The sequence below is a fragment of the Falsigemmobacter faecalis genome (assembly GCF_003863335.1).
GTDB classification, from domain to species: Bacteria; Pseudomonadota; Alphaproteobacteria; order Rhodobacterales; family Rhodobacteraceae; genus Wagnerdoeblera; species Wagnerdoeblera faecalis.
This window is the reverse complement of the sequence record NZ_RRAZ01000007.1, coordinates 136667-161117: the sequence shown is the minus strand read 5'-3', so window position 1 is coordinate 161117 and position 24451 is coordinate 136667. Positions and strand designations below refer to the sequence as shown.

At 62.9% G+C, this 24451-nt stretch carries 26 protein-coding genes, 1 tRNA gene and 2 pseudogenes; 8 read left to right on the top strand and 21 right to left on the bottom strand.

All coding sequences use genetic code 11. The features are described from left to right. A partial coding sequence (locus EG244_RS06785; RefSeq protein ID WP_148097621.1) for an IS3 family transposase occupies positions 1–375 on the bottom strand: 375 nt, incomplete at its 3' end. 8 nt (positions 376–383) lie between these two features. Further along, positions 384–677 carry a transposase gene (locus EG244_RS06780; protein WP_158617258.1) on the bottom strand — a complete coding sequence of 98 codons (294 nt, stop codon included), beginning with the start codon at positions 675–677 and terminating at the stop codon, positions 384–386. Between the two features lie 95 nt (positions 678–772). Here EG244_RS06780 and EG244_RS21445 point away from each other — a divergent pair. Together EG244_RS21445 and EG244_RS20860 are read left to right on the top strand one after the other, a co-directional pair. Further along, positions 773–991: pseudogene (locus EG244_RS21445) on the top strand (TIGR03067 domain-containing protein); the annotation flags it as partial. Between the two features lie 814 nt (positions 992–1805). Then, a pseudogene (locus tag EG244_RS20860) lies at positions 1806–2978 on the top strand (IS481 family transposase). A 232-nt stretch (positions 2979–3210) separates the two neighbouring features. Here the strand turns inward: EG244_RS20860 and EG244_RS06760 are convergent. Next, a tRNA-Ser gene (locus tag EG244_RS06760) sits at positions 3211–3300 on the bottom strand. A gap of 70 nt (positions 3301–3370) precedes the next feature. After that, positions 3371–4918, bottom strand: coding sequence for a phospholipase D-like domain-containing protein (locus EG244_RS06755; RefSeq protein WP_124964250.1), 1548 nt, complete (start codon positions 4916–4918; stop codon positions 3371–3373). Positions 4919–5270: 352 nt separating this feature from the next. On the opposite strand from EG244_RS06755, the gene EG244_RS06750 reads away from it, so the two are divergent. After that, complete coding sequence (locus EG244_RS06750; protein ID WP_124964249.1) at positions 5271–5531, top strand: GlsB/YeaQ/YmgE family stress response membrane protein; 261 nt, start codon at positions 5271–5273, stop codon at positions 5529–5531. Between the two features lie 82 nt (positions 5532–5613). Here the strand turns inward: EG244_RS06750 and EG244_RS06745 are convergent, their stop codons facing one another. Continuing rightward, on the bottom strand, positions 5614–5898 hold the full coding sequence (locus EG244_RS06745) for a PRC-barrel domain containing protein (RefSeq protein ID WP_124964248.1): 285 nt from the start codon (positions 5896–5898) through the stop codon (positions 5614–5616). A gap of 280 nt (positions 5899–6178) precedes the next feature. Between EG244_RS06745 and rnk the strand changes: the two genes are divergently transcribed. Further along, the gene (gene rnk / locus EG244_RS06740) at positions 6179–6568 is read left to right on the top strand and encodes a nucleoside diphosphate kinase regulator (protein ID WP_124964247.1); all 390 of its coding nucleotides are present in this window, start codon (positions 6179–6181) and stop codon (positions 6566–6568) included. Positions 6569–6623: 55 nt separating this feature from the next. Here rnk and typA read toward each other — a convergent pair whose 3' ends face one another. The 4 genes from typA to EG244_RS06720 form a co-directional block, all read right to left on the bottom strand. After that, entirely contained in the window at positions 6624–8444 is a 1821-nt protein-coding gene (gene typA / locus EG244_RS06735; RefSeq protein ID WP_124964246.1) for a translational GTPase TypA, read from the bottom strand. 79 nt (positions 8445–8523) lie between these two features. Beyond that, positions 8524–9138: a YitT family protein gene (locus EG244_RS06730; RefSeq protein ID WP_124964245.1), complete on the bottom strand. Its 615-nt coding sequence runs from the start codon at positions 9136–9138 to the stop codon at positions 8524–8526. Between the two features lie 170 nt (positions 9139–9308). Continuing rightward, on the bottom strand, positions 9309–10523 hold the full coding sequence (locus EG244_RS06725; protein WP_124964244.1) for an NADP-dependent isocitrate dehydrogenase: 1215 nt from the start codon (positions 10521–10523) through the stop codon (positions 9309–9311). Between the two features lie 118 nt (positions 10524–10641). Then, entirely contained in the window at positions 10642–11244 is a 603-nt protein-coding gene (locus EG244_RS06720; protein WP_124964243.1) for a TetR/AcrR family transcriptional regulator, read from the bottom strand. A 97-nt stretch (positions 11245–11341) separates the two neighbouring features. Between EG244_RS06720 and EG244_RS06715 the strand changes: the two genes are divergently transcribed. Continuing rightward, complete coding sequence (locus tag EG244_RS06715) at positions 11342–11617, top strand: hypothetical protein (protein ID WP_124964242.1); 276 nt, start codon at positions 11342–11344, stop codon at positions 11615–11617. Between the two features lie 6 nt (positions 11618–11623). Here the strand turns inward: EG244_RS06715 and EG244_RS06710 are convergent, their stop codons facing one another. Continuing rightward, on the bottom strand, positions 11624–12769 hold the full coding sequence (locus tag EG244_RS06710; RefSeq protein WP_233588923.1) for a DUF6456 domain-containing protein: 1146 nt from the start codon (positions 12767–12769) through the stop codon (positions 11624–11626). 200 nt (positions 12770–12969) lie between these two features. On the opposite strand from EG244_RS06710, the gene EG244_RS06705 reads away from it, so the two are divergent. Continuing rightward, entirely contained in the window at positions 12970–13260 is a 291-nt protein-coding gene (locus EG244_RS06705; RefSeq protein WP_124964241.1) for a DUF6477 family protein, read from the top strand. Between the two features lie 3 nt (positions 13261–13263). Here the strand turns inward: EG244_RS06705 and EG244_RS06700 are convergent, their stop codons facing one another. Genes EG244_RS06700 through fsa form a run of 4 tightly spaced genes read right to left on the bottom strand, consistent with a single transcriptional unit; the run spans position 13264 to position 16367 of the window. After that, on the bottom strand, positions 13264–13977 hold the full coding sequence (locus tag EG244_RS06700; RefSeq protein WP_124964240.1) for a CDP-alcohol phosphatidyltransferase family protein: 714 nt from the start codon (positions 13975–13977) through the stop codon (positions 13264–13266). A 32-nt stretch (positions 13978–14009) separates the two neighbouring features. After that, positions 14010–14942: a tyrosine recombinase XerC gene (locus EG244_RS06695; RefSeq protein ID WP_124964239.1), complete on the bottom strand. Its 933-nt coding sequence runs from the start codon at positions 14940–14942 to the stop codon at positions 14010–14012. Beyond that, the gene (locus tag EG244_RS06690) at positions 14939–15655 is read right to left on the bottom strand and encodes a DUF484 family protein (protein ID WP_124964238.1); all 717 of its coding nucleotides are present in this window, start codon (positions 15653–15655) and stop codon (positions 14939–14941) included. Before EG244_RS06690 ends, EG244_RS06695 begins: the two co-directional genes overlap by 4 nt. Before the next feature lie 58 nt (positions 15656–15713). Continuing rightward, the gene (fsa, locus tag EG244_RS06685; protein WP_124964237.1) at positions 15714–16367 is read right to left on the bottom strand and encodes a fructose-6-phosphate aldolase; all 654 of its coding nucleotides are present in this window, start codon (positions 16365–16367) and stop codon (positions 15714–15716) included. A 365-nt stretch (positions 16368–16732) separates the two neighbouring features. Here fsa and EG244_RS06680 point away from each other — a divergent pair, with 365 nt between their 5' ends. Next, positions 16733–17221, top strand: a complete 489-nt coding sequence (locus tag EG244_RS06680) for a hypothetical protein (protein ID WP_124964236.1) — start codon at positions 16733–16735, stop codon at positions 17219–17221. Positions 17222–17230: 9 nt separating this feature from the next. On the opposite strand, the gene EG244_RS06675 is transcribed toward EG244_RS06680, so the two are convergent. From EG244_RS06675 to EG244_RS06655, 5 genes are all read right to left on the bottom strand, one after another. Then, positions 17231–17788 (bottom strand): TadE/TadG family type IV pilus assembly protein, encoded by a 558-nt coding sequence (locus EG244_RS06675; RefSeq protein WP_148097620.1) that lies wholly within the window; start codon positions 17786–17788, stop codon positions 17231–17233. Between the two features lie 3 nt (positions 17789–17791). Next, on the bottom strand, positions 17792–18325 hold the full coding sequence (locus EG244_RS06670; RefSeq protein WP_124964234.1) for a TadE/TadG family type IV pilus assembly protein: 534 nt from the start codon (positions 18323–18325) through the stop codon (positions 17792–17794). Continuing rightward, a complete protein-coding gene (locus tag EG244_RS06665) occupies positions 18322–19998 on the bottom strand; it encodes a vWA domain-containing protein (protein WP_158617256.1) in 1677 nt (558 codons plus the stop codon). The genes EG244_RS06670 and EG244_RS06665 overlap by 4 nt, the downstream gene beginning before the upstream one ends. 655 nt (positions 19999–20653) lie before the next feature. Beyond that, positions 20654–20950 (bottom strand): hypothetical protein, encoded by a 297-nt coding sequence (locus tag EG244_RS06660; protein WP_124964232.1) that lies wholly within the window; start codon positions 20948–20950, stop codon positions 20654–20656. Further along, on the bottom strand, positions 20947–21501 hold the full coding sequence (locus EG244_RS06655) for a lysozyme (protein ID WP_124964231.1): 555 nt from the start codon (positions 21499–21501) through the stop codon (positions 20947–20949). Before EG244_RS06655 ends, EG244_RS06660 begins: the two co-directional genes overlap by 4 nt. Before the next feature lie 160 nt (positions 21502–21661). Between EG244_RS06655 and EG244_RS06650 the strand changes: the two genes are divergently transcribed. Beyond that, entirely contained in the window at positions 21662–22558 is an 897-nt protein-coding gene (locus EG244_RS06650) for a hypothetical protein (protein ID WP_124964230.1), read from the top strand. Between the two features lie 10 nt (positions 22559–22568). On the opposite strand, the gene EG244_RS06645 is transcribed toward EG244_RS06650, so the two are convergent. After that, positions 22569–23759 carry an FAD-dependent monooxygenase gene (locus tag EG244_RS06645; protein ID WP_124964229.1) on the bottom strand — a complete coding sequence of 397 codons (1191 nt, stop codon included), beginning with the start codon at positions 23757–23759 and terminating at the stop codon, positions 22569–22571. A 139-nt stretch (positions 23760–23898) separates the two neighbouring features. Beyond that, positions 23899–24321, bottom strand: coding sequence for an RNA polymerase-binding protein DksA (gene dksA, locus EG244_RS06640; protein WP_124964257.1), 423 nt, complete (start codon positions 24319–24321; stop codon positions 23899–23901). Positions 24322–24451: the final 130 nt, after the last annotated feature.

The following is a 24451-nucleotide window of genomic DNA, read 5'->3' as shown; positions in this document are numbered from 1 at the left end:
CAGATAGGTGATGTCCACACAGCAAACCTGATTTGGCCGGTCCACACGCAGGCCTCGCAACAAGTAGGGGTAAGCCTTATGTCCCTTCGTCGGCCGGCTGGTATTGGGCTTCTGGTAAATGGGCATCAGCCCCATAAGGCGCATGAGCCGACGGACACGCTTCTCGTTCACCTCGTGGCCCTCGTTTCGCAGGTGCCACGTCATCTGACGAACACCGAAGAACGGCGTCTCAAGGAACGGCACATCGATCAACCGCATCAGCGAAAGGTTACGCCCCGTCTCACCCTGCGGGGTGTAATAAAACGACGAGCGTGGGATCGATAGCAGGGCACACTGCTGACCGATCGACAGGTCTGGATGATCAGGTTCGATCATGCTCCGCCTCACTTGCCGCCCCAAGGCTTCAGCTTTCTTTCCAAAAAAGAGTTGGCCACTGCCAGCTCCCCGATCTTGGCATGCAGATCCCTGACCTGGTCTTCGTCGATCATCGGTGCCTTCCGGCTGCCGCGTTCGAAAACACCGGACGCTCCATCCAGCAGCGCGCGTTTCCACTGATTGATCATCGTCGGATGCACGCCGAACCGGCTCGCCAGCTCCGACACCGTCGCTTCGCCTTTAAGGGCCTCCAGCGCCACCTTCGCCTTAAACTCAGGGACGTGCTGCTTTCGTTTCGACATCATCGATCTCCTGAGTGGTGAAGATCAGCAGATAGCAAAGTAGAGCTTACGTCAGTGTCCAGTTTTCGGGGAGCACCTCAGTCCCCGGTGAAAATGCGCTTATCGAGGGCAGTTTTACAATGGACGGATCAGCCTCTCCCAAGCGCATCGACTGGATTGACAGCACAGGTGATGATGCGGGGAAGCTGATCCCAGCGATATACGAGCTTGAGGGAGATAGCTTCAGGTTCGCGGCGGCGGACCCCGATATGACGCGGCCAGAAGATTTCTCCGGCGGGCAGGGAATCACGATCCGCGCTTTTGTCCGCGTGTAGATCGACCGGTGACTATGGGCTCAGGCTGTGTGAAAACTCGGTCGGAGCTGGTGTCGCCGGGGAGGATGTTCTCTCATTGGTGCTGCTCTGATATTTCGTTCTGGGGTGAGGCCTTGAGGCCAGCTCCGTAAGGAGGATATTCTCTGCGGATTGCGGAAATTGACGTTTTTCACACAGTCTCGGCTCAAAGTAACATCCTTACCCGGGTAGGTGGATGTTCAGCCTATTTGGGTACTCTCGGCCCAAAGCAGCCCGTCAGCTGCGCCAGATGGCGTGACCCTCTCTGCAGTCAAATTCGCCACCCGTTCGAGTGGGATAGGTCAAGGAGCCTGCAAAGCAGAACAGTATCGACTCCAACCGCGCCTGTGGCGGCTGTCGCAGCGGCCTGAAGCTGCGTCCACAGGGGCCGACGGCCGTCACGCCTTCCGTTAAATCAGCTGCGATCGCGATGGCTTTCTCTCTGATCGCTTCAATTTCCGCCACGACCGCTTAAGCTGCATGCGCGATACTGCCGTCGTGCATCTCGATGAAGGCTGGCCTTCACGGGCAAAAGCCGGGGCCGTTGCGCGGCCTGGGTATGATCTTATCCGATCGCCAGCCCTAGGTGTTTGATCCCACGGTTTGATGGTGCGATCCTTTCCAGGGAATGGAAGGATGCCCTATGGGACAAATTCGTCATGGATGCGCCACGATCGAGCCATGGCACGCCACTGGTTCGAGTGACCATGGCGAGGGCACGCCGTCCGAGTTGCAATAATGAGGGCTTGCCCGCCATCGGCTCAACGGCAGGCCCGAATGATCGCAAGACGAAAGCCTGCCTGCCATTGGTTCAAAGGCAGGCTTGAGTGCTCTCGGAGTTGAGCAGGGAATCAGGGTCAATCCGAAGACTGTCGCCAGGTGGCGTAAGAGGTCATCGGTTGAAGACCGGAAGACGGGGCCGAGGGAGCCCCGTTCGACCGTTCTGACCGAGGGAGAAGAGGCTATTGTCGTGGCTTTCCGGCGCCACACCCTGCTTCCCCGGGATGACTGTCTCTATGCCCTCCAGCCCGGCATCCCGCACCTCAGCAGGTCGGCTCTTCATCGCTGTTTACGGCGGCATGGGATTTCCCGGCTGGAGGATGTCAGCGGCGATAAGCCCAGACGGCAGAAGTTCAAGCGCACCCCGATCGGATTTTTCCACATCGACATAACCGAAGTGCAGACTGCAGAGGTATGAGGAGGATCAGCAAACGATCCGGGGGATCGTTTGCCCGACGATTGGCTGTATCTCTTTGTTGGCATTGACAGAACGAGCAGGTTCGCTGTGACCCAACTGGTCGACAAAGCGGATCGAAAAACCGCCTGGGAGTTCCTCCAACACCTTCTCAGGGCCGTGCCCTACCGGATCCACACCATACTCACTGACTGAGCCATTGAGGCGCCATTGGCTCAAGCCCAATGGCGAAGGGCATCCGGTTCGCAGATCAGCCGCGCAACAGAAACCAGGTCTGGTCCCGCCCCATGCGCTTCGACATGATCTGCGAGGCGCATGGTATCGAGCACAGGCTGACAAAGCCCAATCACCCGTGGAGTTTGGAGGATCAGAAAACAGTCCGGGTATGAGCAGGGCAAGCATTTGATCCGGGGGATCAAATACCCTGCGATTGGTTTTCCCGACAAACGGTCAGGTCGGGCGGATGAACCGAACGATCAAAGACGGTGAAGCAGATCAGAAAACGATCCGAGGGATCGTTTTCCTGCTGAACGTCAAGCGCTTCCATTATCAGGGTCATCAGCAACTCAGGGCGCACCTTGGCGACTACATCTTGCGTCGGGGTTAACAGTCCACTGGACTGTTAACTGTTCCCTCCTCACCTACAACTACGCCCGCCGGCTGAAGACCCTGAACGGCCTGACGCCCTACGAATACATCTGCAAAATCCGGACTTCAGAGCCGGAAAGATTCATCCTCGATCCGATCCACCAGATGCCGGGACTGAACACCTAGCAAAGGCCGTTCGGCTTTGCAGTGAGCGTCGGGCAGCAGCACCCGCGCAAGGGCGGGCACAGGCGAAGGAAATTATTCCGGCACCCTCAAAGATCAGCCTGCGGGGCGAAACACCCGGAACCGGGCCAGACAACCGTCGCATTTTGTTGCAACCAGTCATTTTTCTGTAGGGGGGTATTTAGGCGGGTATAAACCCTATTCCAGTGATTTATTCAATTAAATCAAAGGGTAATGGCGGAGCGGAAGGGATTCGAACCCTCGAGACGGTTCCCCGTCTGCACCCTTAGCAGGGGTGTGCCTTCGACCACTCGGCCACCGCTCCGCTGATCCGTATATGGAGGAGAGACGGCCTGAGCAAGAGGCAATTATCCTGTTCTCAGAATAATTTGCACTCAGGAGCGATTTTTATCTTCCGCCCGCTCCCGCATGGCCCGGCGATGCGCGTTGCGCGAGCGGCGGCGGTGCAAACGGGCTTTCAGGCGCGACCAGCCTTTGAAAAGGCCACGCCGTCCGGGGGCCTCAAACATCTCGTCGGGGCCATGCGGATCGAGAATTTCATTATCGGCCAGCCAGCCCTGAAATTCGGACAACTCCGGCACCTCATAGGGCACCAGACTGCGCGCCTCTCCGCGCAGCGCCTCGATTGTGTCGATCAGCGAGCCGCGGGCGGTATACTCAGCGGTGACCTTCTGCGGGGTCACACCGAGATGCTCTGCCAGAAGGCGTGCGCGCAGATCAGAGATCATTCTTGCGGCGTCCTGATCGGCATTCATCCCATCGCAAAGGATCACGTCGCATTCGCTGTCGAGCCGCATGGAGCGGTTGTTGATATTGGACGAGCCGACCCGCAGGCAGTCGTCATCAATAATCATCAGCTTTGAGTGGACGTAGATCGGCTTTCCGCCTGCGGTCCGGGGATGATAGATCCGGAAGCGGCCCCGATGATCGAGCCGTTGCAGCGCCCCCATCAGCCGCGCGCGCGCGGTATCCATGGCCAGCGGCTCCAGCCAGCCCTCAGAGCTGTGCGGGGCGATCAGCACCACCTCGGGGGGATCCTCCTCCATCAGCCGCCCTGCAAGAGCATGGGCAAAGCGGCGGGAGGCGAAATACTGCGCCTCGGCAAAGATCACCCGCTTCGCCCGGGCAATCATCGCCAGGGTGACCGCCTCAACCTCATGGGCAGGCGTGACACCGGCCATCTTGGGAATGGTCCGCGCAATGGCGAGCCTCACTCCGGTCAGATCGGGTTTCAGATAGTCCGGCCAGACGTCGGTCTCGGGCCGCACGGGGGACAGAAGATCGCCGCTGGCGCGCTGCCAGCGCTCGCGGGCCAGTTCCCCCATGGCTTTCGCCGCGGCCCCGTCAAAGACGGTGGCGCTGTCGTGCCAGGGCTCATGTGCCCGCCCGCCCGGGCTGACGCGGCGCGGATCCTCATCCAGATGCTCAGGCGTGTCCCAGCGGTTCATCGTCATATCAATGCCGCCGCAAAAGGCCAGGCAGTCATCAATCACCACGATCTTCTGATGGTGAGAGCCGGCAAAGGGATGGGCCGCATCGAGGCGCAGCGTGATCTGCGGATGGGCTTTCCAGCGCATCACCGTCATCAGCGTATTGCCGCGAAAAAGCGTCTTAAGCGCCCCGGTATCCCAGCGCAGCACCCGCACCTCCAGGCCCGGCCTGCGGTCTGCAAGCCAGAGAATAAAATCGCCCAGCGGCCCCGGACCGCTCTGCCCCTCCGGACCGCCCAGCTCTATGCGGGCGTCGAAATCCCAGCCGATCAGAAAGATGGAGTGCCGTGCCCGCAGCATCGCCGCCCGAACGGCGCCGAAATACTCCGCCGCGTCGATCAGGACCCGAAAGCGCTGCGCTTTGGCAATCTGCCAGCAGGTCTCTCCCGGGGTCAGCCAGGAGGCAGGTTCAATAGGACGATCAAATGACATAGTCGCCTCTGCGGTCTTAGGGTCCGCGGCACCAGGGTCGAGGCCAGGCAGGGGCCGGGAGAAGGGATGACGGGCTCTGCAGGGTTACGGGCGCGTTCGGAAAGTGACAGGCCTTAGGTCGGGGCGCAGACTGCGGAGCGGTCGCAGCTGCCTGGACTTGGAAACGCCGCCCCGCCCCGGGTGGTTCCAGACACCGGCCTGCAGGTTTCGCAGATCTGTTACACGAAGGGCATGGCGCGCTGTCTGCTGTTTTGCAGACGGGGAACCACCGCAGCCACAGCGTGTTAACGCCAGGGCTGCCGGTGGAACGCAGCCCGGGTTTTCGACAGGTATCATTGACGCGGAGGTTCGTATGGACGATCAGGCAGTGGGCTGGATTGCAGCCATCATCATCGGGGGTCTTGCGGGCTGGATTGCCTCGGCCGTGATGAAATCTGACACCGGAGTTTTTCTCAATATCATCCTTGGCATCATCGGTGCCGCGATTGCCAGCTTCCTCTTTGGCGTGCTGGGCGTCAGCTTTGGCGGCTGGATCGGCTATCTGGTGGCCGGGATCGTGGGCGCCTGCATCCTGATCTGGGGTGGCCGCGCCCTGCGCTCAAACAGGCCCTGATCACAACACAGGGCGGAGCGATAAAACCCGGCGCAGTTCGCTGCGCCGGGTTTCTTTGAACACGGCATTCCAGCGGATCAGTTCAGCTGTCCGGAACCGTCCAGGACTGCAGTTCTGCCCGTGTCCAGCGCGCATCGGCGCGCAGGGCCTGACCGGCATCCCGGCTGAAACTCAGTTCTGACAGCGGCAGCGAAACAGGTCTGCGGCTGTCTCTGAGATCTACCAGCACCCGCGCCTGCGTGCCGCCGCCCTGCAGCGCACAGACATGGCCCACCCGCTCCTGCGAGGGGCCGAAAATGGTTGCTCCGTTCAGGTTTCCGGCGGTCAGATCGGCAGCCTGAAGGGGGGTGTGTTGCGTCACATGCATGAGGTTTCTCCTCCGCTCTCACGGTCTTTGAGAAGGGGGAAACACCAGGCAGACCCAAATGGTTCCCGAAGCCTCAGCGGCTGCGGCAGTCACACTCTTGACCCGCAGCCTCTGAAGCTCCACCTTAGGGGCATGACAGAGGAAACCTTACCCCCTTTCCGTCGCGGCGTTCCGCGCTGAAACCGGCCTCAGGCCGGTTCGTCTGTCGTTTACCTTCTTATGAAATGATCACCCTGGGTCGGCCTGCCCTTCAGCGCCGCCCCATTTACGGAGCAAACCCATGTCCCCGATGCCCCATCCGCCGCCGATCCTGATCGATGCCGATAAACTGTCGTTTTTTGAATCCCTCGCTGAGGGGCTTGAGACCCGGTTCCCCGATCTGGCGGACCGCTTTCTGGAAGAACTGTCGCGTGCAGAGATCCGCCCGGCCGGCAAAATGCCCGCTGATGTCGTCGATCTTGGCCGTCAGGTCACCTATGTCGATGAAACCACCGGACGCGAGCAGACGATCACCCTCGTGCGTCCGGAAGAGGCCGACATCACCTCGGGCCGCGCTGCGGTCAATACGCCGGTGGGCATTGCCCTTCTCGGCCTGCGCAAGGGCGCGAGCTTTAACTGGCAGGCCCGTGACGGCCGCGACCATCAGCTGAAAATTCTGGCGGTCAACTGAGCCACAGAATGGAAAACGCCGCCCCGAAGGGCGGCGTTGACGGTTTTCGTTCAGATCAGTTGTCAGCGCGCGACTGGCGCTTACGCTCATGGGGGTCGAGGTAGCGCTTGCGCAGACGGATGACCTTCGGGGTCACTTCGACCAGTTCATCGTCATCAATATAGGCGATCGACTCTTCGAGCGACATCCGGATCGGGGTCGTCAGGCGGACCGCTTCGTCGGTGCCCGAGGCCCGAACGTTGGTCAGCTTTTTGCCCTTCAGCGGGTTCACTTCCAGATCGTTCTCACGGCTGTGCTCGCCGATCAGCATGCCTTCATAGACAGCTTCCTGCGCGCCGATGAACATCTTGCCACGCTCTTCGAGGTTCCAGAGCGCGTAAGCGACCGAAATCCCGTTGTCCATCGAGACGAGAACGCCCTGACGACGGCCCTGCATCGGACCCTTGTGGGGTGCCCAGCCGTGGAAGATCCGGTTCAGCACGCCCGAGCCGCGGGTGTCGGTCATGAACTGGCCTTGATAGCCGATCAGACCGCGCGACGGAACATGCGCGATCAGACGGGTTTTGCCCACGCCTGCCGGCTTCATCTCAACCAGGTCGCCCTTGCGCTCGCCGGTCAGCTTTTCGATGACTGCGCCCGAATATTCATCATCAACGTCGATGGTGACTTCTTCGATCGGCTCCATACGAACGCCGTTCTCTTCTTTGAAGATCACGCGCGGACGCGAGATCGACAGCTCGAAGCCTTCGCGACGCATGTTCTCGATGAGAACGCCCATCTGAAGTTCTCCACGGCCCGAAACGATGAAAGCTTCGCCGCCCGGGGTGTCTTCGATTTTGATCGCGACGTTCGATTCGGCTTCTTTGAACAGACGCTCACGGATGATGCGCGACTGCACTTTGGTGCCGTCACGACCGGCCAGCGGCGAATCGTTGATGCCGAAGGTGACCGAGATGGTCGGCGGGTCAATCGGCTGTGCCGGCAGCGGCACATCGATCGACAGATCGCAAAGGGTGTCCGCCACGGTGGCTTTGGTCATGCCGGCCAGGGTGACGATGTCACCGGCGACAGCCTCGTCCATAGCGGTCAGCACCAGGCCGCGATAGGCCAGGATCTTGGTGACGCGGAACTGCTCGATGCGCTCACCGCCACGGGTCAGGGCTTTCAGCGAAGCGCCGACCTGGATGGTGCCCGATTCCACACGGCCTGCCAGCAGACGGCCGAGGAAGGGGTCCGACGACAGCGTGGTCGCCAGCATCCGGAAAGGCTCTGCAGCGGCGGCCTGCTGCTTCGGAGCGGAGACATGGGTCATCACCAGATCAAACAGCGAGGTCAGATCTTTGCGCGGACCGTCCAGAACCGGATCCGCCCAGCCAGCGCGGCCCGATGCGTAAAGCACAGGGAAATCAAGCTGTTCGTCGGTTGCGTCCAGGTTGGCGAAGAGGTCGAACACTTCGTTCAGAACGCGGTCCGGCTCGCCGTCGGCTTTGTCGACTTTGTTGACGACAACGATCGGGCGCAGGCCGAGTGCCAGCGCCTTGGAGGTCACGAATTTCGTCTGCGGCATCGGGCCTTCGGCCGCGTCCACCAGCAGAACGACGCCGTCCACCATGTTCAGAATACGTTCAACTTCGCCACCAAAGTCGGCGTGGCCGGGGGTGTCGACGATGTTGAAACGGGTACCTTTGTAATCGACCGAGGTGGCCTTCGCGAGAATGGTGATCCCGCGTTCACGCTCGATGTCGTTGCTGTCCATGGCGCGTTCGGTAACGGCCTGGTTTTCGCGGTAGGTGCCCGCCTGTTTCAGCAACTCGTCGACCAGCGTGGTTTTGCCGTGGTCAACGTGCGCGATGATCGCGATATTGCGAATGTCCATTGAATTTCCCTGGATGCTGCGCCGCCGCACATACAGGAACGGGGCGCAAATGACTAGTCGGGACGGTGACGCAGGGGATTTAACCCGGCAGATACCAGTCCCGGCGATGATTCATTGCGATGACGATATTCAGAATGACGGATCCGATCAAAGACCAGATCACCAGATCCAGCGGCAGCAAAAAGGCCGCTGCCGCAAAGAGGCACAGATCCCAGATCATCTGAGTCCAGCCTGCCCGAAAGCCAAAACGGTCCTGCAGGATCAAGGCCACGATCCCCACACCGCCAAGGCTGGAGCCGTGCCGAAACAGGCCCAGCACCCCCACCCCGCCGATCGCGCCAAACAAAAGCGCGGCCAGGCCAGGATGCAGATAGCTGAAATTGGCCCCCGACGGCAGAATTTCAACCAGCAGCGAGACCGCCGCCACCGAAAGAAAGGTCTTCAGCGTGAAAACCATGCCGCGCCGGGTCCAGGCGAACCAGTAAAACGGCAGATTGATCACAAAAAATACCCAGCCAAAGCCGAAGCCGCTCAGATAGGAAATCATCAGCGCCAGGCCGGCCGTGCCCCCCGTGATCAGCCCCGCCGCCCCCAGCAGCATCATGCCAAAGGCTCCGCCGATGGCAGACACCAGCAGGCCCTGAAAGTCTTCAAAACGGGTGTAACGCGGGGAGGGATGCGAAATCTCGGCCATGGATCTTTCTCGGGCTGGTGTGACCCGCATGCTGCATCGCGGCATTTAAGTCAATCAACCTGACCCTCTGTCAGAGTGACGCAGATCCGCTATGCAGCAGACGCATAAAATCCGGGCACCAAAAGCAAACGGGCCCCCAAAAGGGGCCCGCCGCGGTCTGCCTGTGACGTTCAGCCCTTCAGGGCTTTGTTCAGATATTCGTCCACCTTTTCCAGGTAGCCCATGGTCGAGAGCCACTTCTGCTCGGGGCCGACCAGCAGCGCCAGATCTTTGGTCATGAAGCCGTCTTCAACGGTCTGCACGGTGACTTTTTCCAGCGTGTCAGCAAAGCGGGCCAGCTCGGCGTTGCCGTCGAGTTTCGCGCGGTGCTTCAGACCACCGGTCCAGGCAAAGATCGAGGCGATCGAGTTGGTCGAGGTCTCTTTGCCCTTCTGGTGCTCACGGTAGTGACGGGTCACGGTGCCGTGGGCGGCTTCGGCCTCAACAGTCTGCCCATCGGGCGTCATCAGCACCGAGGTCATCAGACCCAAGCTGCCGAAGCCCTGCGCCACGGTGTCCGACTGCACGTCGCCATCGTAGTTTTTGCAGGCCCAGACATAGCCGCCCGACCATTTCATCGCCGAGGCGACCATATCGTCGATCAGGCGGTGCTCATAGGTGATGCCCGCCGCTTTGAACTTATTGGCGAATTCTTCGTCAAAGACCTGCTGGAACAGATCCTTGAAGCGGCCGTCATAGGCTTTCAGGATGGTGTTCTTGGTCGACAGATAGACCGGCCAGCCCTTCATAAGGCCGTAGTTCATCGACGAACGTGCGAAGTCGATGATCGACTGATCAAGGTTGTACATCGCCATGGTGACGCCGGCGCCGGGGGCGTCGAAGACGTCTTTCTCGATGACGGTGCCGTCATCACCGACGAATTTGATCGTCAGCTTGCCCTTGCCCGGGAACAGGAAGTCGGTCGCGCGGTACTGATCACCAAAAGCGTGACGGCCCACCACGATCGGCTGGGTCCAGCCCGGCACCAGACGCGGAACGTTCTGGCAGATGATCGGCTCGCGGAAGATCACGCCGCCAAGGATGTTGCGGATGGTGCCGTTGGGCGACTTCCACATCTGCTTGAGGCCGAATTCTTCAACGCGCTGCTCATCGGGGGTGATGGTGGCGCATTTCACGCCCACGCCGTATTGTTTGATCGCGTTTGCAGCGTCGATGGTGATCTGGTCGTTGGTGCGGTCACGCTCCTCGATGCCCAGATCGTAATACTTCAGATCGATATCCAGATAGGGCAGGATCAGTTTCTTTTTGATGAAATCCCAGATGATCCGGGTCATTTCATCGCCGTCGAGCTCGACGACGGGGTTTGCTACCTTGATCTTGGTCATGCCATGCCCTTTCGAGGTTGGATTCGCCTGATCGCCTCATAGCCTGGGGCGCGGGCTTTGGGAAGTGTTGTATGCCATTGCATACCGAAAATTGCACTCACTGACCTTCACTTGCAGTTCAGCTCGTGCCCCGGTCCGGTAGCGCCCCCAGGGTGTCGCGTGCAAGCGCGATATATTGCTCTGCCACCGCCTCAGGCAACAACCGCCCGCCCTCGCGGTACCAGGTCGTCACCCCCGTCAGCATGGCGATCAGCGCCAGCGTGGCAAGCCGGCTGTCGCGCGGACGAAAGACCCCCGCCGCCATGCCGCGCTGCAAAATCGCCTCCAGATGATCTTCATAGGCGTGGCGAAGCGCTTCGACGGCAGCGAAATTCCCGGGGCTGAGACTGCGCAGCTCCATATAGGCGACAAAAACCGCATCACGGCGGCTGAGGTGGTGCAGAATATGAAAGCGCACAAAGCCCTCAAGTGCGGCCAGCGGATCGGGATCTGCGGGCGGCAGCGCGGCCAGAAGTTCGCGCAGATGCGTGATCATCAGATCGGCCAGAAGGCTTTGTTTGTCAGGGGTATAGAGGTAAAGTGCGCCTGCCTGGACCCCCACCTCTGCCGCAATCTGGCGCATGGTGACCGCGGCAAAGCCATGACGCGCGAAAAGCCGCTCGGCGGCTTTCAGGACTTTCGGGCCGGTGATCTGTGCATGAGAGCCGCTTTTTCGTGCCATGGAGCCTTTTTATCTGAACGAGCGTTCAGTTCAAGCAGCCTTGCTGCCCCCTGTGGCCCTGCGATAGACTGGACCGGACTGAAGAAGGCGAACCCTGATGCTGCGTGCTGCTCTGCTCCTTACGCTCGCTCCGATCCTGCTCGGAGCCTGCAACAGCCTGCCCGAGGCGGCGGCACGGCAGACGAAAATTGCAGCCGAAACGCCCTGGCCCAGGCTTCTGAACACCGCTGAGATGGACCGCGCCCTGCCCCCGGTAACCGCGTCGCCCCCTGCGGGAGAGAGCGCCGTGAACGCCACCGAGGCTGAGTTGAACGCCCGCAGCGCAGGCTTGAAATCCCGCGCTGAGGCGCTGCGCCGCCGCAGCGCAGAGTGACCGCGCTCAGCCGATCAGACGGCTCTTTCCGCCGCTGACCAGCTCATAATGACGCCGCAGACGGTCCAGCGCGATGCGCAGCACCACTTTGCCCGAGCGCGCAGCCCAGCCGAGGCGCTTCTCGGCGGTCTCAACCCCCTCCAGATAGCAGCAGCAGCGCAGCACCATATCGCCAAGGCCTGGCCCCAGCTCGCGCAGAGCCGCCGCCACCCGCTCCCGCGCGGACTGGCTGCCGGGCAGATCGCTGCCCGCCGCCCCCTGAATGCCGCCGCGCACGCCTCCGGTCAGAAAGCGGTCCCAGTTCTGCGCCACCCGCGGCCCCATCTGCGCAAGCTCAAAATCTTCGCGCAGACGCTCAGCAGCCGCGACCTGCTCATGGGACAAAAACGGCTGACCGTCTTTGTCGCGCCGCCGCCCGAGCAGCGCCACCGGGCTTTCCGAGAGGCTCACCCGCAGGCGGCGCGGCCCGACCTCCCCGGGGATCACCCGCTCGCCCCACTCGCGCTGCTGCTGGCCAAAGGGCGTCATCGCCTCTGCCAGACCCGGAGCGGCGGCGGCGGCCTCCTCCTCACTGGCCGCGAGGAGGCGGCGCAGCGCGGCCCGCCCCGCAGCGGTCATTTCATAAAGCGCCACCCGCCCGGTGCCACGGCAGGAGATCCAGTCCTTCATCACAAAACTCTGCGCCAGCGCGGTCGGAATCACGGCAGTGCGCAGCTGTCGCCCGTCGGGAAAGCTGCGCAGCACCATGGCTTTTTCCATCTCCGGGGCCACGGCCAGCTGCGCGCCAGGCTCTGCCAGACGGCGCAGGCCGCGCAGCCCCTCGGGCGAGAGGGGGGCGGGATCGCCCGACCGGGGGTTTGCAGGACGCATGTTGCGGGGCATCTCGCTCATTGCGGGGGTCTCCCTCTCCCATACCGGGGGCTGTCTCTCCGCCGCTGCAAGCCGGTTCAGCGCGGCATCGACCAGAGGGTCATCCCGCAGCCGCTCAACCCGGCGGACCTGACGCATCACGGTTGAGGGATGAACCCCCCGCCGCCGCGCCAGCTCACGCAAAGAGACCCCGTCGCAGGCATGATCGAGATAGATCTGCCAGGACGGCCCTCCCTCACGACTGAGGGTGGCGTGGACGTCTGCGGAAACCGGGCTGCGCATCTGAGAACCTTCAGGACTGGAGGACTTGGTCCGGTAATTGTTTCCAAAACTTGTTACCTGTTGGTTAATATTTACCAACCTGACCATATTCCCTTACAAAAGATAAATTTTGCCAAATCCTCCGCGCGCAGCGGAAACAATATGCGCAACGCCCGGTTGCATCGGGGCACAGTCTCCCGGTTCTCATCAGGAGTGTCGCCATGACGGAATCTCTGACCCGCCGCCTCAGCAGCCTGCGCCGCCCGGCGCTGATCCTGCGTGCCGCCCGCATCGGCGTAAGCGAGTATCGCCGCGAGCGCGATCTGAAGCGGCTTTTGAAAGCGCAAAGCGCGCCCGGACCGCGGGAGGCCCTGAGCGCGCTGTTGCACGAAGAAGAAAAACTTGAGACCACGCGCCGCGAGGGGGACTGCAGCTACAGCGTTGCTGCTCATGTCGATCTGCTGATCGCCCTGCTGGCCGAAGCGCGGCTGGCGACCGCCCTTCGCGCCTGAGGGTTACGAGCCGCGGTGCTTCAGCCGCCCGGTGGCGGGGATCAGTTGTTGCGCGATCCCCGCGCCCATCAGATAGATCGTGGTCACGATCAGACCCCAGTGTGCCCAGCTTTCGGGATGGAAATCGACCCAGGCCGCCCAGCCCGCAAAGAAGGTCCAGGCCAGCGCCATCGGCAGCGAGAGCCAGCGCCAGCGCTCGGTCCGCACGGGGTGGATGAACTTCAGCGGGAAGAACATCGCAAGCGCCAGCACCACCACCAGAATCAGGCTGATCCAGAAATCGGGCTTCAGCGCGAAGATCACAATGACCACCTGGTTCCAGCAGGCAGGAAAGCCCGAAAAGGAATTATCCTTCGTTTTCATGCGCGTATCCGAGAAATACAGCGCCGAAGTATAGGTGATGACGATGATCACCACCCAGCCCGTCCAGCCCGGCAAAAGCCCGCTCGCGAAAAGCGCATAGGCCGGGATGAAAACATAGGTCAGATAATCGATGATCAGATCCAGCAGCACCCCGTCGATGATCGGCGCATTGGTCCGCACCCCGTAGCGCCGCGCCAGAGGGCCGTCGATGCCGTCCACGACGAAAGCCACCACGAGCCACAGGAACATCAGATCCCATTTGCCCTCAACGGCGGCCAGCATGGCCAGCATGGCCAGAACCGCCCCGGTGGCGGTCAGCAGGTGGACGGAATAGGCTTTAAATCCGGTCATCATCGTATCGGTTTCACTTCTTCGGAGAGACGGGCTCACGCGCGGGGGTGGGCCTGCGCATATACTTCCATCAGCCGCGCGGCGTCTACGGCTGTATAGGCCTGGGTGGTGGAAAGCGACGCATGGCCGAGCAGTTCCTGGATCGCCCGCAGATCGCCCCCGGCGCTGAGAAGATGGGTGGCAAAGCTGTGGCGCAGCGCATGGGGCGTGGCCGTGGCCGGAAGACCAAGGCTTGCGCGCACCTGCTCCATGGCCCGCGCGATCATCCGCGCGCTCAGCGCGCCGCCGCGGGCGCCGAGAAACAGCGGCCCGTCGCGGCTGATGTCATAGGGCACCTGCGCCACATAATGGGCCACGGCTTTCCTTGCCGCGGGCAGCACCGGCACGATCCGCTCTTTGCCGCCCTTGCCGGTGATGCGCAGCACCTCGGGCAGCGGGCTGTCGCGGCCGGTCAGCGACAAAGCCTCTGAGATCCGCAGACCGCAGCCATAAAGCAGCGTCACCACCGCCGTATCCCGCGCCGCGATCCAATCTTCCCGGGCCTGATCGCCGATGGTGTCGAGCACGGCGGCGGCGGCATCAATGCTTAAAGGCCGCGGCAGTTTGCGGCGGTATTTCGGCCCCCGCGCCGACAACAGCGCCGTGGCATCCCCCCCCACCCGGTCGGAAAGCCAGCGGGTAAAGCTTTTCACCGCCGAAAGCCGCCGCGCCATCGAGCGCGCGCCAAGACCGCCGCCCTGCTCATCGGCCATAAAGGCGCGCAGCTCGCTCCGGTCCGCCACGGCCACCGCTTTGGGCGAGAGATCCTCTCCGCCGCGATAGCTGGTCAGAAACACCAGCCAGTGCCGCAGATCTGTCGTATAGGCAGCAATCGTCGCCTCACTGGCGCCATCCAGCGCGCGCAGATGCGCCAGCCAGTCGCTGAGCGCCGCGCGCAGAGCCTCGGGCAACAGAATGTCTTTGGTCATGCCAGCCAGCGCCTTAAAGTCAGAGAAAAGACGGATCCGAAGAACCGCAGAAGATCGGTGCCCTGGCGCGGTGCGAACTGCTCGCCCTCCGCCGATCCCATGACCAGCATCCCCGGAAGCCGCCCTGCCCCCAGATCCAGCGCCAGAACCGCCTCAGAGCGGATATGCCCCTCGGCGCGGCCATGCACCTCGCCCGCGCCTTCGATCACGCCGCGCAGGGTCACCGGCGCGCGATATTCGGTCATTTCGTTCAGATATTCGCCAATGAAGCCCGGCTCGACGATATGGATGACGCCGGAGTAGCGCTCCAGCACCGGATCACTGCCCCGCGCTTCCAGCACCAGACGCAGCGAATCAAGGCGCAGCGTCTCAGCCACCCGGGTTTCCAGACGCTCCAGAAAGACGCCGAAATCAGAAGGCTCCAGCAGTTCCAGCACGGCGCGATGAATAAGATTGGTCCCGGCCAGATTTTCATAGGCCGCCGCGATCACCGAGCGGTGCGTGGCCTCCAGCTGGTCCAGACGGCCTTCGAGCCGCTTCATCGCCGCGCCGCGCAGATCGATGATATTGCCGCCAAGGCTGCGCTCATGGGCGCCGACCAGCGCGCGCATCACATCCTTATCCGCCAGAATCACCTCCGGCCGGGAAAGAAGTTCTTCGCGCAGGTCATCTGTCAGGCGCGACCCGCCTGCCAGGGGCTTTTGTTCTGACATCTTCAGGGCTCCGGTACAGGCTGACGCAGGGCCAGCCTATACCGATCCTGTCAGTGTGTCAGAGGATTTTCTGACCGGTGGCCGCCACGTCTTTCATGAAGGCTTCCAGACCTTTGTCGGTCAGGATGTGGTTGGCCATGGCCTTGATGACAGCCGGCGGCGCGGTGGCGACGTCAGCGCCGATCAGCGCGGCCTCTTTCATGTGGTTCGCGCTGCGGATCGAGGCGGCGAGAATCTGGGTTTTGTAGTCGTAGTTGTCGTAGATCGAGCGGATGTCGGCGATCAGCTCCATGCCATCAAGGTTGATGTCATCCAGACGACCGATGAAGGGCGAGATGAAGGTCGCGCCCGCTTTGGCCGCCAGCAGCGCCTGATTGGCCGAGAAGCAAAGCGTGACATTGACCATAAAGCCGTCCTGCGACAGCACTTTACAGGTCTTCAGACCATCCCAGGTCAGCGGCACTTTGACGGTGATGTTTTCAGCGATCTCTGCGAGCTTGCGGCCCTCAGCGATCATCTCATCGGCTTTCAGCGAGACGACTTCTGCCGAGACCGGACCTTTGACGATCGAGCAGATCTCGCGGGTCACTTCGATGATGCTGCGACCGGATTTCGCGATGATCGACGGGTTGGTGGTGACACCATCCACCATGCCCAGATCGTTAAGCTCGGTGATGGCGGCGATATCAGCGGTATCGACGAAAAATTTCATGGTCTGTCCTCAGCTGGCAGCGGCATTTGCAGCGCCCCCCATACCATGCAGCCCGCACGGCGGAAACCCTCGGGCGTGTGATCAAAGGGGCCTGCGGTCTGTGTCCTTTGGAAGCGCCGGGGCCGGGAACAGAGGTGCCGAAGCCCGCAGGCCGCTGCCCGCAAAAGCCCTTTCGGGGGCGGCGGAGGGCGGCCCCTGCCCTGCCGCGCTGCCGCAGCGATCTGCGGGGCGGGCTGTATCAAACCCCTCGAACTTCGCGCCATGATCTGGCACCACTGTCACCGGGAGTGGCCGGTCGATGCCGCAGGGCAGAGCCGGGCGCAAGGCAGGGGCTGTCGCAACAGCAGTCCCCGGGGGAGTGAAACATGGCACAAAACCGCGACGATCTGATTTTCCGGCTGGAGCCGGGGCCTGTGCGCCGCGCGATTGGTCCGGGGCTTTTGCTGCTGACCTCGCTGGCCTTTGGCGTCGCGGTCTTCACCCTGCCCGAGGCCGGGCTTTTGACCCGCGCCGGCGTGGTGGCCCTTGCGGTCTATGGCGGTTTTCAGGCGGTGCAGCTGCGCCGCGCCGCAAAGGGCGCGATTGAGCTGCGCGAGGATGGGCTGCACTGCACCGGCACCGGCCGCCATCTCGTCTCACTCGATGAGATTGACCGCGTTGAGGCAGGCCTGAGCCTTTTGAAACCGGCGAGCGGCTTTCTGATCCGGCTCCGCGCGCGTCAGCCTGCTGCCCGTCAGCCTGGCATGTGGTGGATCCGTGGCAACCGGCTGGCCATCGGCGGGATCACCCCCAAGGGCGGCGGCAAGGCCATGGCCTCTGCTTTGTCAGAGCTGCTGCGCCTCAGCCGGAGCTGAGCGCGCTATTCAGGTGATCGGCAAAAGCGCCTGTGCGCGCATTTTCTCGGTGCTCATCTCATAGAAAACCTGCTCGCTCAGGCCGACCCAGAAGGCGGGGGTCCATTCCTGCCAGGTCTCCACCACCATCAGCGTATCCGCATCGGTGATATTGGGCAGATTGTGGCGCATCTCGGCAATCGTGCGATTGGAATGAACCGCCGCGCGGCTGCTATCCGTGCTGCGCGACCAGAGCACGCGAAACCCCGCGCTCGCCTCTGAGTACTGGATCAGCGTCACCCGCATCCAGCTTGGACGCTGCGCACCAGTGGCATAGCGGTAAACCCGGTGCATCCCGGTGATATAACCCGAATTGATCGACGCGCTTTCGCGCGAAATCATATCCGCCACCGCCACGGTTGCCTTTACGGCGGTGTTTTTGGCGCGAAAGCCGTCCCAATAGACGAAAAGCGCCAGAAAGATCCAGACCAGCAGCGGGGTGACGATAATCATTTCGGTGCTGATCACGCCCCGCTCATCGCGGGAAAACCGGCAGAAAAGGCTGCGCAGGGACTGCAGAATGGCCATGGCTTACCTCGGCTCGTTCACAAAGACCGACATCGCGGCCAGCTGATAACCGCCCGAGTCATCCAGCCGAAGCTGCAGCCCCAGCGGCGTGGTCGGGAAGGTCGGGTTGAAGACCGCACAGGCCCGCACCGCCACCAGTTCATTCGAGCCGCCCTGCACGAAATCGAGATAGGGCTGAATGTCGATGGTCCGGTCAACGCAGGTCGGCGTCGGATCGAGCCCCGCCCAGGTCGTCCGGTCGATCACATTCATCTCAAGCCGCAGATCGGTCAGGCAATCGGGCATGATGAAAGCAAGGCTGCAGAACCGCTCGCGCACCAGATCATGTCCGGGGTTAGAGCCCAGCACCCCGACCCGCAGATCGCGCACGGTCAGATCCAGCGCCCGCTCCAGCCAGACTTTGCGGATGGTGGCAAAGCCTGCCTCAAAGGAGGCCAGGAGGATCATCAGGATCACCGGCAGGCAGATCACGAAATCCATCGTGACATTGCCCTCTTCGCGGCGAAGATAGCGGCGCAGGGCCGCGAAAATCTTCATTGCGTCAGCCTCAGCGTCTGGGTCTGCGCCCGGATAGAGCGGAAAGCCTCGCGCAGATCGAGTCCGCGCACGTCATAAAACCGACCCGGCGAGACGCAGTTGCGGATCACATTGGCACCGCCCGCGGGGGCCTCAAACGCGATCCCGAACACCGCCACGTTCTGCGCTTTCAGCAGGCTGCAGAGGGTGTTCAGCCGGTTGTCCATCAGGGCCACGCCATGGGGACCCGAGCCGATCACCGTGCCTTCGCGGTTGCGCAGCCGCGCGGTCGCCGCGTCGAGCGTAATGCCCAGCGGGCGGCGGTAAAGCTGGTTGGCCACCCATTGCACCCGCAGTTGCTGCCAGACATCTGCCCAGTTCAAAGGCGTCCCGGCACCACCTGGCACAGTCGCAGTGCAGCGGTTGCTGCTGGTGCAGCTCTCACCCGCCCAGCGATGGGCATACCAGGCGCTCTTATGCGGGACATAATATTTCAGCGTCTCACGGGGGCGGTCATGATAGATCGAATAATTGCCGTCGGTATGGCGATAGATCGGCGACGGCCCGGACCGGTAGCCATCCTGCACATGTTCATTCGGCCAGTGCTCTCCATCGGTCATCAGCACCAGAACCTTCAGCGTTTCCCGGTCGTTATACTCCGAAGGACGGCCTTCAAAGGCTTCAGGGACATGGCCCTGACGGATCAGGTTGCTGACCACCGGCCGCGTGGACGGGTCCAGCATCGCCGCCCCCCAGCGCAGACCGGCATCGATCGAGGTTGCCCCGACCGCCTGAAGCGCATTGATCTGCTGGCGCAGTCGCGGAATGTCATTGCTTAACACACGGATGGTGTTGGCGGGCACATTGGGACACCAGATATTGGTGGTGCCCGGCGCCATATTGGTCCTGCTCCAGGAGTTCGAGGTATCGGACGAGTTATAGGTATCGGCATTGGCGTGCTGGGGCATCGGCGTGGCCGGAGAAAGCGCCAGCCGCGAATAGGCGGTCCCCGGCAGATCAACGCAATAAGACTGACTGTGCCGGTCGGTGATATTATACTGCGCCATCAGCGTGGAGCCTACAAAGACCTGCCCGTTGTAGGGCACCACCGAGACCGAGACCTTATCGCCCTGATCTTCGCCGAGCATATTCTCAACAAATTCAATCGCCGCCGACTTCAGGCGAGTAAGCTTAAGGTTGCTGTCCATCGAGCCCGAGAGGTCGAGCACGAGAACAATCTCCACATTGGTGCGCCGCTCTTCGGCGCGGCCCACATGGGTGGAGCGCAGCTCATCCACCCCCAAAAGATGCATGAACAGGTTGCGCGAAACGGCGCGGGTCCGGACCTCCACATCGCGGTAGTTCAGCCCGATATCCTGCTGCACCCCGGTCAGCGCATGGCTGAGGTTCTTCGCCTCAAACCAGTTGTGAACCACATCTTCCGGCGTTGCCACCTGCCGCATTGAGGCCGCCGCAAGCGCTGCGGAATCGGCCGTCGCCATGATCCGCGTGCGCTCGGCCTCATAGCGCATCAGATCCACGGCAGTCCCGCCGACAAACAGCATGATCATCAGCACCACGAGCGCGAGATAGATCATCGCCCCGCTTTCATCGCGGTGAAAACGCACCAGAGCCTGCGCCATGCGCCACCGCGCAGAGAGCCGCTTACCCGGGGTGAGATTTGAACCACTCATGATCTGCTTTCCTCGCAACACCTGCCGCCGCTGCAGAGACCTGGCACCGACTCTGGCGGTTGTCGCGTCTGGCTGTGGCATAAGTTTGACGGATTTTCCTCAATTCTGGCATTTTCAGGGAGAAGAAAACCCCCTGCGACCGCAAAGGATCGGGGATCATGGGGAAATTGCTGACGTTCAGATGCGCGCTGCAGAAGAAAGTAATCGAAAAAAGTTTTGCAAAGATGAACCCCCGGCAGCGGAGTTTTGTCTTTTCGGCTCGAAATTTATGAAGCGGGGCCGCTTCGGCAGCAACACCCTGGCTTGCCCGGGGGAGGGATGAGGTGCCTTCCCGCCACGTCGCGCACCCTGTGCAGAACATCACAGTCACCCGGTCTCTGCACTCACAGCGACGAGGGACTGACACCCGGCCGCTTTCCCTCTCGCAGCAATGTCAGGCCATGGACCGCCCCGCCCTTCGCGCGGACGGATGTCGGCCAGGAGGCTGCGCTGATGTCGGGGGGCGGTCCGGGCCTCGGCGCGCGCGGGGGACGTCAGGCCACCGATCATGTCACCATAAACGGAGCAGCCCGGACTTCTCAGACTTGCCAGCCCGCGTCGCTCAGCTCCCTTGCGCGACAGCGCGCACTGAGACCGCGGCGCGGATCGCCTGCCGTCAGCCCTCCCGCCCTGCACGCGGATCAAGGCTGTAGGGCCGGGCTGCCCCTGCGCGGCTGCTGGCCACCACCAGCGCGAAAAGCGGCGAGAGGCGCAGCAAAAGCCCGCCGGCCTCCTCGACGCTCATGCCGCTCACGGCGGCCAGCAGGCGGGCCACCGGCAGGGCGGTGCCGGGATCAGCGATCATGCCGCTGAACACATCGGCGCTGACCAGAAGGGCGGGCAGAATGCCCAGCCAGAAGCTGCGGGTGCGGCCGATGAAAACCGGGCTCAGCGAAGACAGGGGGCTGCTCATGTTCTGCTCTCCTTTGGCAAAGCGTTCAGACAGATCGCGGTTTCGGCCAGGCGCCGCGCGGTCAGCCCGGCGATCACCCGGCCCCCGGCGCGGTTCCAGCGGGGCAGTTCAGAACAGGCCCCCGCCCAGTCGCCCGCCCGTGCCAGACGCACCAGGGTCGAGCCGCAGGCCGCCCCGGTGCCGACATTGTAACTCCAGCTGGTCAGCGCGACCTGCACGCCCGTGGGCTGCGCGCCAAAGCCCGGCAGACAGCCCGCAAGCGCCTGATGATAGCTGTCCAGCGCCTGCAAAAGCCCCCGCTCACATTCGGCGCGGCTGCGCTGCATACCAGCGCTCACGCCCCGGGTCTCGCCGTAGCAGAGGGTCCAGACCGGCGGCTCGGCCAGCCGGTCAAGATAGGCCTCGGTGCGCAGCCCCTCCCAGGGCATGACAAAGGCTGCGGCGGCCAGCAGAATGGCCGCCTGTGGCAGCAAAGGCGCGGGCTCAGCCGCGGGCCCCGACCTTCGGCCCAGCAGCACCTGAAACAGACTGTTGATCACTGCGGCAAACATTTTCCCCTCCCTGAAAGCTTCAGGGAAAGGCTCTCAAAGCGGCATTAACCTTTACCTGGCAGAGCGTTCTGTGCCGCCAGGGTGCAGGAAGCATTTGCCAGCCGCCGCTGCCGGCTGTAGGAATCGAAGGTCTGAACGGGCGAATACGGGAGGCTCCGGCGTGCAAATCGCCTTTCATCTTGGCGCACATGCGACGGACGACGGGGCCCTTCTGAAGGTGCTGCATCAGAACCGCGCGACCCTTGGCGAACAGGCGATCGCCGTTCCCGGACCCGAGGCCTATCCTGATCTTCTGCGCATGGCCGCCCGCGGCTTTGCCGGCCAGCCCGCCCCTTCGGGGCAGGAGCGCGCAGCCCTTCTCAGCCATCTCGCTCCTGCGCCGGAGGCAGGCCCGGCCCCGGAGCGGCTGGTTCTGTCGTTCGAAAGCTTCCTCGGTTTTGCCCAGGACGCGGCCGGGGTTGAGGGCTTTTACCCCGCCGCCGAGGCGCGGGCGCGGGTGCTGGGTGATCTCTTTGCGGGCCATGATCTGCAGCTGTTCTTTTGCCTGCGAAATCCGGTGACGCTGCTTCCGGCGCTCGATCTGCGCCGCCGCGCCAGGGGGCTTTCCGGCCTGACGCTGAGCCCCGACGATCTGCCCGCCTGGTCCGGCCTTGCGGCGGCGCTGCGCCGGGCCCTGCCGGGCGCGCGGCTGGCCTTCTGGTGTGATGAGGATGCCCCGGTGGTCTGGCACCGCATCCTGCGGGCCGTGGCAGGTTTTGATGAGGCAAGTGACCTGCAGGGCGCGCTCGATTATCCCGCGGCCATGCTGGAGGCGGATCCGGAAGCCGCCCGCGATCTGCGGGCCTGGTTTGAGGCCCGCCGGCCTGCCAGCGATCTGGAGCGCGCGAAGGCATTGCGCAGCCGCCTCGCGCAGATGTCACCGCCTCCGGTGGTCAGCGCCGGGCTTGCAGGCTGGACCCCCGGCGATATTGCCCGGGTGACAGCCGCTTATGACGAAGACTGCGCGCGCATCGCCCGGATGCCCGGCGTCAGCTTTGTGCTGCCCCCCGGACCTTGAGGCCGGGGTCTCAGCGCTCTGCGCCCGTCACATCATGGGCGTGGATCCAGTCATAGCGCCCGACCAGCAGCCCCGGCGTGAACCGCGAGGCGAGCCGCAGTGCCAGATGTGCCGCCTCCCGCGCGGGGGATCTGAGGTGATAATTGCGCGCATTGGCGCTGGCCGCTGCAACCACCCGCGTCACCCGCGCCATCCGCCGGTTCTGATAAAGCTGCAGCGCCGCCGCAAGGCTGTCGGTGCCGCTGAGCGCCTCGGCCAGCACCCAGGCGTCTTCCAGCGCCATATTGGCCCCCTGGGCCAGAAATGGCAGCGTGGGATGGGCGGCATCCCCGATGAGTGCCAGCCCGGCCAGGGGGTTTCCTTCCGCAACCGCACCCCAGCGGGTGGCCACCGGATGACGAAAAAGCCCCCAGAGCCAGCAGGCCTCAACCTGCGACAGCCAGCCCTGTACCTTCGGCGAAAACCCTGCAAAAGCCGCGCGAAGATGTGCCGGATCATCGGGCTGCGACCAGCCCTCTTCGGTCCAGGATCTCCGCTCTTCCACAGCGACGATATTGCGCAGCGTGCCACCCCGCAGCGGATAGCTGACGAGATGGCGGCCCGGGCCCATGTGGATCTCGGCCTTCGCCTCAGCCCCGGGCGCCGCCGGGATCAGCGCGCGCCAGGCCACCTGGCCGGTAAAAAAGGGCTTTGACTGCGGCAGGAGCGCCCGGCGGATCACCGAATGCAGACCATCGGCACCGATCACCAGCCCGGCCTGCATCTGCGCACCCTGGGCACTGCGCAGCCAGGGACCCTCCGGCCCCATGCCCGCCGCCTCAATGCGCTGCAGGAGCCGGATTTCCACCCCCGCAGCACGTGCCCCCTGTTCCAGCAGAGCAATCAGATCAGCGCGGTGCACCAGCCGCCAGTCCTGGCGGGGCCGCAGGGCCTGCATCGGCAGCCGCGCCACCAGGGCATCATCCGCACCATTGCGCAGCTCAACCGCTTCAGAGCGCCAGGCCCCCGGGCCCGGGTCCAGCCCCAGCGCCCGCAGAACCGCGAGACCATTGGGGCTGATCTGCAGCCCGGCACCCGCCTCTGAAATCGCCGCCGCCTGCTCCAGCACAATGACTTTCGCACCGCGCAGAGCCAGGGCCCGCGCGAGGGTCAGCCCCGCAATGCCCGCCCCGAGAATGGTGACGCGCTCTCCGATCAGCATGGCTGCCCCTTTGCATGGCCCCACCCGCGCAGAACCCTCCCTCTGCCCCGGGGTGGTCCCCAAAAGCCTGCGCCGGGGAAAGCCCCGGCGCAGGCAGTCTTAGCTTGTATCTCCCGCGCGCTGCGCGGGGACGGCCAGATCAATCGTCGCGGTGAACCCGCTCGCGGCGCTCATGACGTTCCTGAGATTCAAGGGTCATAATCGCGATCGGACGGGCATCGAGACGCTTCAGACTGATCGGCTCTCCGGACATTTCGCAGTAGCCGTATTCGCCGTTATCGATCCGGCGCAGGGCCGCATCAATCTTGCCGATCAGTTTGCGCTGACGGTCCCGCGTGCGCAACTCCAGCGCGCGGTCGGTCTCTTCAGAGGCCCGATCTGCAATATCGGGCACATTGCGTGCACTCTCACCAAGGTTGTCGAGCGTCTCTGCACTCTGGTCGAGCAGCTCCGTCTTCCAGTTCAATAACTTACGACGGAAATATTCCAGCTGCCGATCATTCATGAAAGGCTCGTCCTCGGCGGGACGGTAATCGTCTGGCAGAAAATTCTCTGCTTTCATGAGCTCTCCCCGGTTGAGGACGGGCCGGATGGTCTTGTCGGATACGGTCATTCGGCCCCTCCTTCGTGGCGGCTCATTAGCGCAGGCACATGGGAATGTCACGGTGATTCTGCCCCGGTCTGCGACTTGC

Bases quoted from the DNA above. Each gene is read 5' to 3' on its own strand.
- EG244_RS06780 (WP_158617258.1), bottom strand. From the start codon at position 677: ATGTCGAAACGAAAGCAGCACGTCCCTGAGTTTAAGGCGAAGGTGGCG.
- EG244_RS06755 (WP_124964250.1), bottom strand. From the start codon at position 4,918: ATGTCATTTGATCGTCCTATTGAACCTGCCTCCTGGCTGACCCCGGGA.
- EG244_RS06750 (WP_124964249.1), top strand. From the start codon at position 5,271: ATGGACGATCAGGCAGTGGGCTGGATTGCAGCCATCATCATCGGGGGT.
- EG244_RS06745 (WP_124964248.1), bottom strand. From the start codon at position 5,898: ATGCATGTGACGCAACACACCCCCCTTCAGGCTGCCGATCTGACCGCC.
- rnk (WP_124964247.1), top strand. From the start codon at position 6,179: ATGTCCCCGATGCCCCATCCGCCGCCGATCCTGATCGATGCCGATAAA.
- typA (WP_124964246.1), bottom strand. From the start codon at position 8,444: ATGGACATTCGCAATATCGCGATCATCGCGCACGTTGACCACGGCAAA.
- EG244_RS06730 (WP_124964245.1), bottom strand. From the start codon at position 9,138: ATGGCCGAGATTTCGCATCCCTCCCCGCGTTACACCCGTTTTGAAGAC.
- EG244_RS06725 (WP_124964244.1), bottom strand. From the start codon at position 10,523: ATGACCAAGATCAAGGTAGCAAACCCCGTCGTCGAGCTCGACGGCGAT.
- EG244_RS06720 (WP_124964243.1), bottom strand. From the start codon at position 11,244: ATGGCACGAAAAAGCGGCTCTCATGCACAGATCACCGGCCCGAAAGTC.
- EG244_RS06715 (WP_124964242.1), top strand. From the start codon at position 11,342: ATGCTGCGTGCTGCTCTGCTCCTTACGCTCGCTCCGATCCTGCTCGGA.
- EG244_RS06710 (WP_233588923.1), bottom strand. From the start codon at position 12,769: ATGCGCAGCCCGGTTTCCGCAGACGTCCACGCCACCCTCAGTCGTGAG.
- EG244_RS06705 (WP_124964241.1), top strand. From the start codon at position 12,970: ATGACGGAATCTCTGACCCGCCGCCTCAGCAGCCTGCGCCGCCCGGCG.
- EG244_RS06700 (WP_124964240.1), bottom strand. From the start codon at position 13,977: ATGATGACCGGATTTAAAGCCTATTCCGTCCACCTGCTGACCGCCACC.
- EG244_RS06695 (WP_124964239.1), bottom strand. From the start codon at position 14,942: ATGACCAAAGACATTCTGTTGCCCGAGGCTCTGCGCGCGGCGCTCAGC.
- EG244_RS06690 (WP_124964238.1), bottom strand. From the start codon at position 15,655: ATGTCAGAACAAAAGCCCCTGGCAGGCGGGTCGCGCCTGACAGATGAC.
- fsa (WP_124964237.1), bottom strand. From the start codon at position 16,367: ATGAAATTTTTCGTCGATACCGCTGATATCGCCGCCATCACCGAGCTT.
- EG244_RS06680 (WP_124964236.1), top strand. From the start codon at position 16,733: ATGGCACAAAACCGCGACGATCTGATTTTCCGGCTGGAGCCGGGGCCT.
- EG244_RS06675 (WP_148097620.1), bottom strand. From the start codon at position 17,788: ATGGCCATTCTGCAGTCCCTGCGCAGCCTTTTCTGCCGGTTTTCCCGC.
- EG244_RS06670 (WP_124964234.1), bottom strand. From the start codon at position 18,325: ATGAAGATTTTCGCGGCCCTGCGCCGCTATCTTCGCCGCGAAGAGGGC.
- EG244_RS06665 (WP_158617256.1), bottom strand. From the start codon at position 19,998: ATGAGTGGTTCAAATCTCACCCCGGGTAAGCGGCTCTCTGCGCGGTGG.
- EG244_RS06660 (WP_124964232.1), bottom strand. From the start codon at position 20,950: ATGAGCAGCCCCCTGTCTTCGCTGAGCCCGGTTTTCATCGGCCGCACC.
- EG244_RS06655 (WP_124964231.1), bottom strand. From the start codon at position 21,501: ATGTTTGCCGCAGTGATCAACAGTCTGTTTCAGGTGCTGCTGGGCCGA.
- EG244_RS06645 (WP_124964229.1), bottom strand. From the start codon at position 23,759: ATGCTGATCGGAGAGCGCGTCACCATTCTCGGGGCGGGCATTGCGGGG.
- dksA (WP_124964257.1), bottom strand. From the start codon at position 24,321: ATGAAAGCAGAGAATTTTCTGCCAGACGATTACCGTCCCGCCGAGGAC.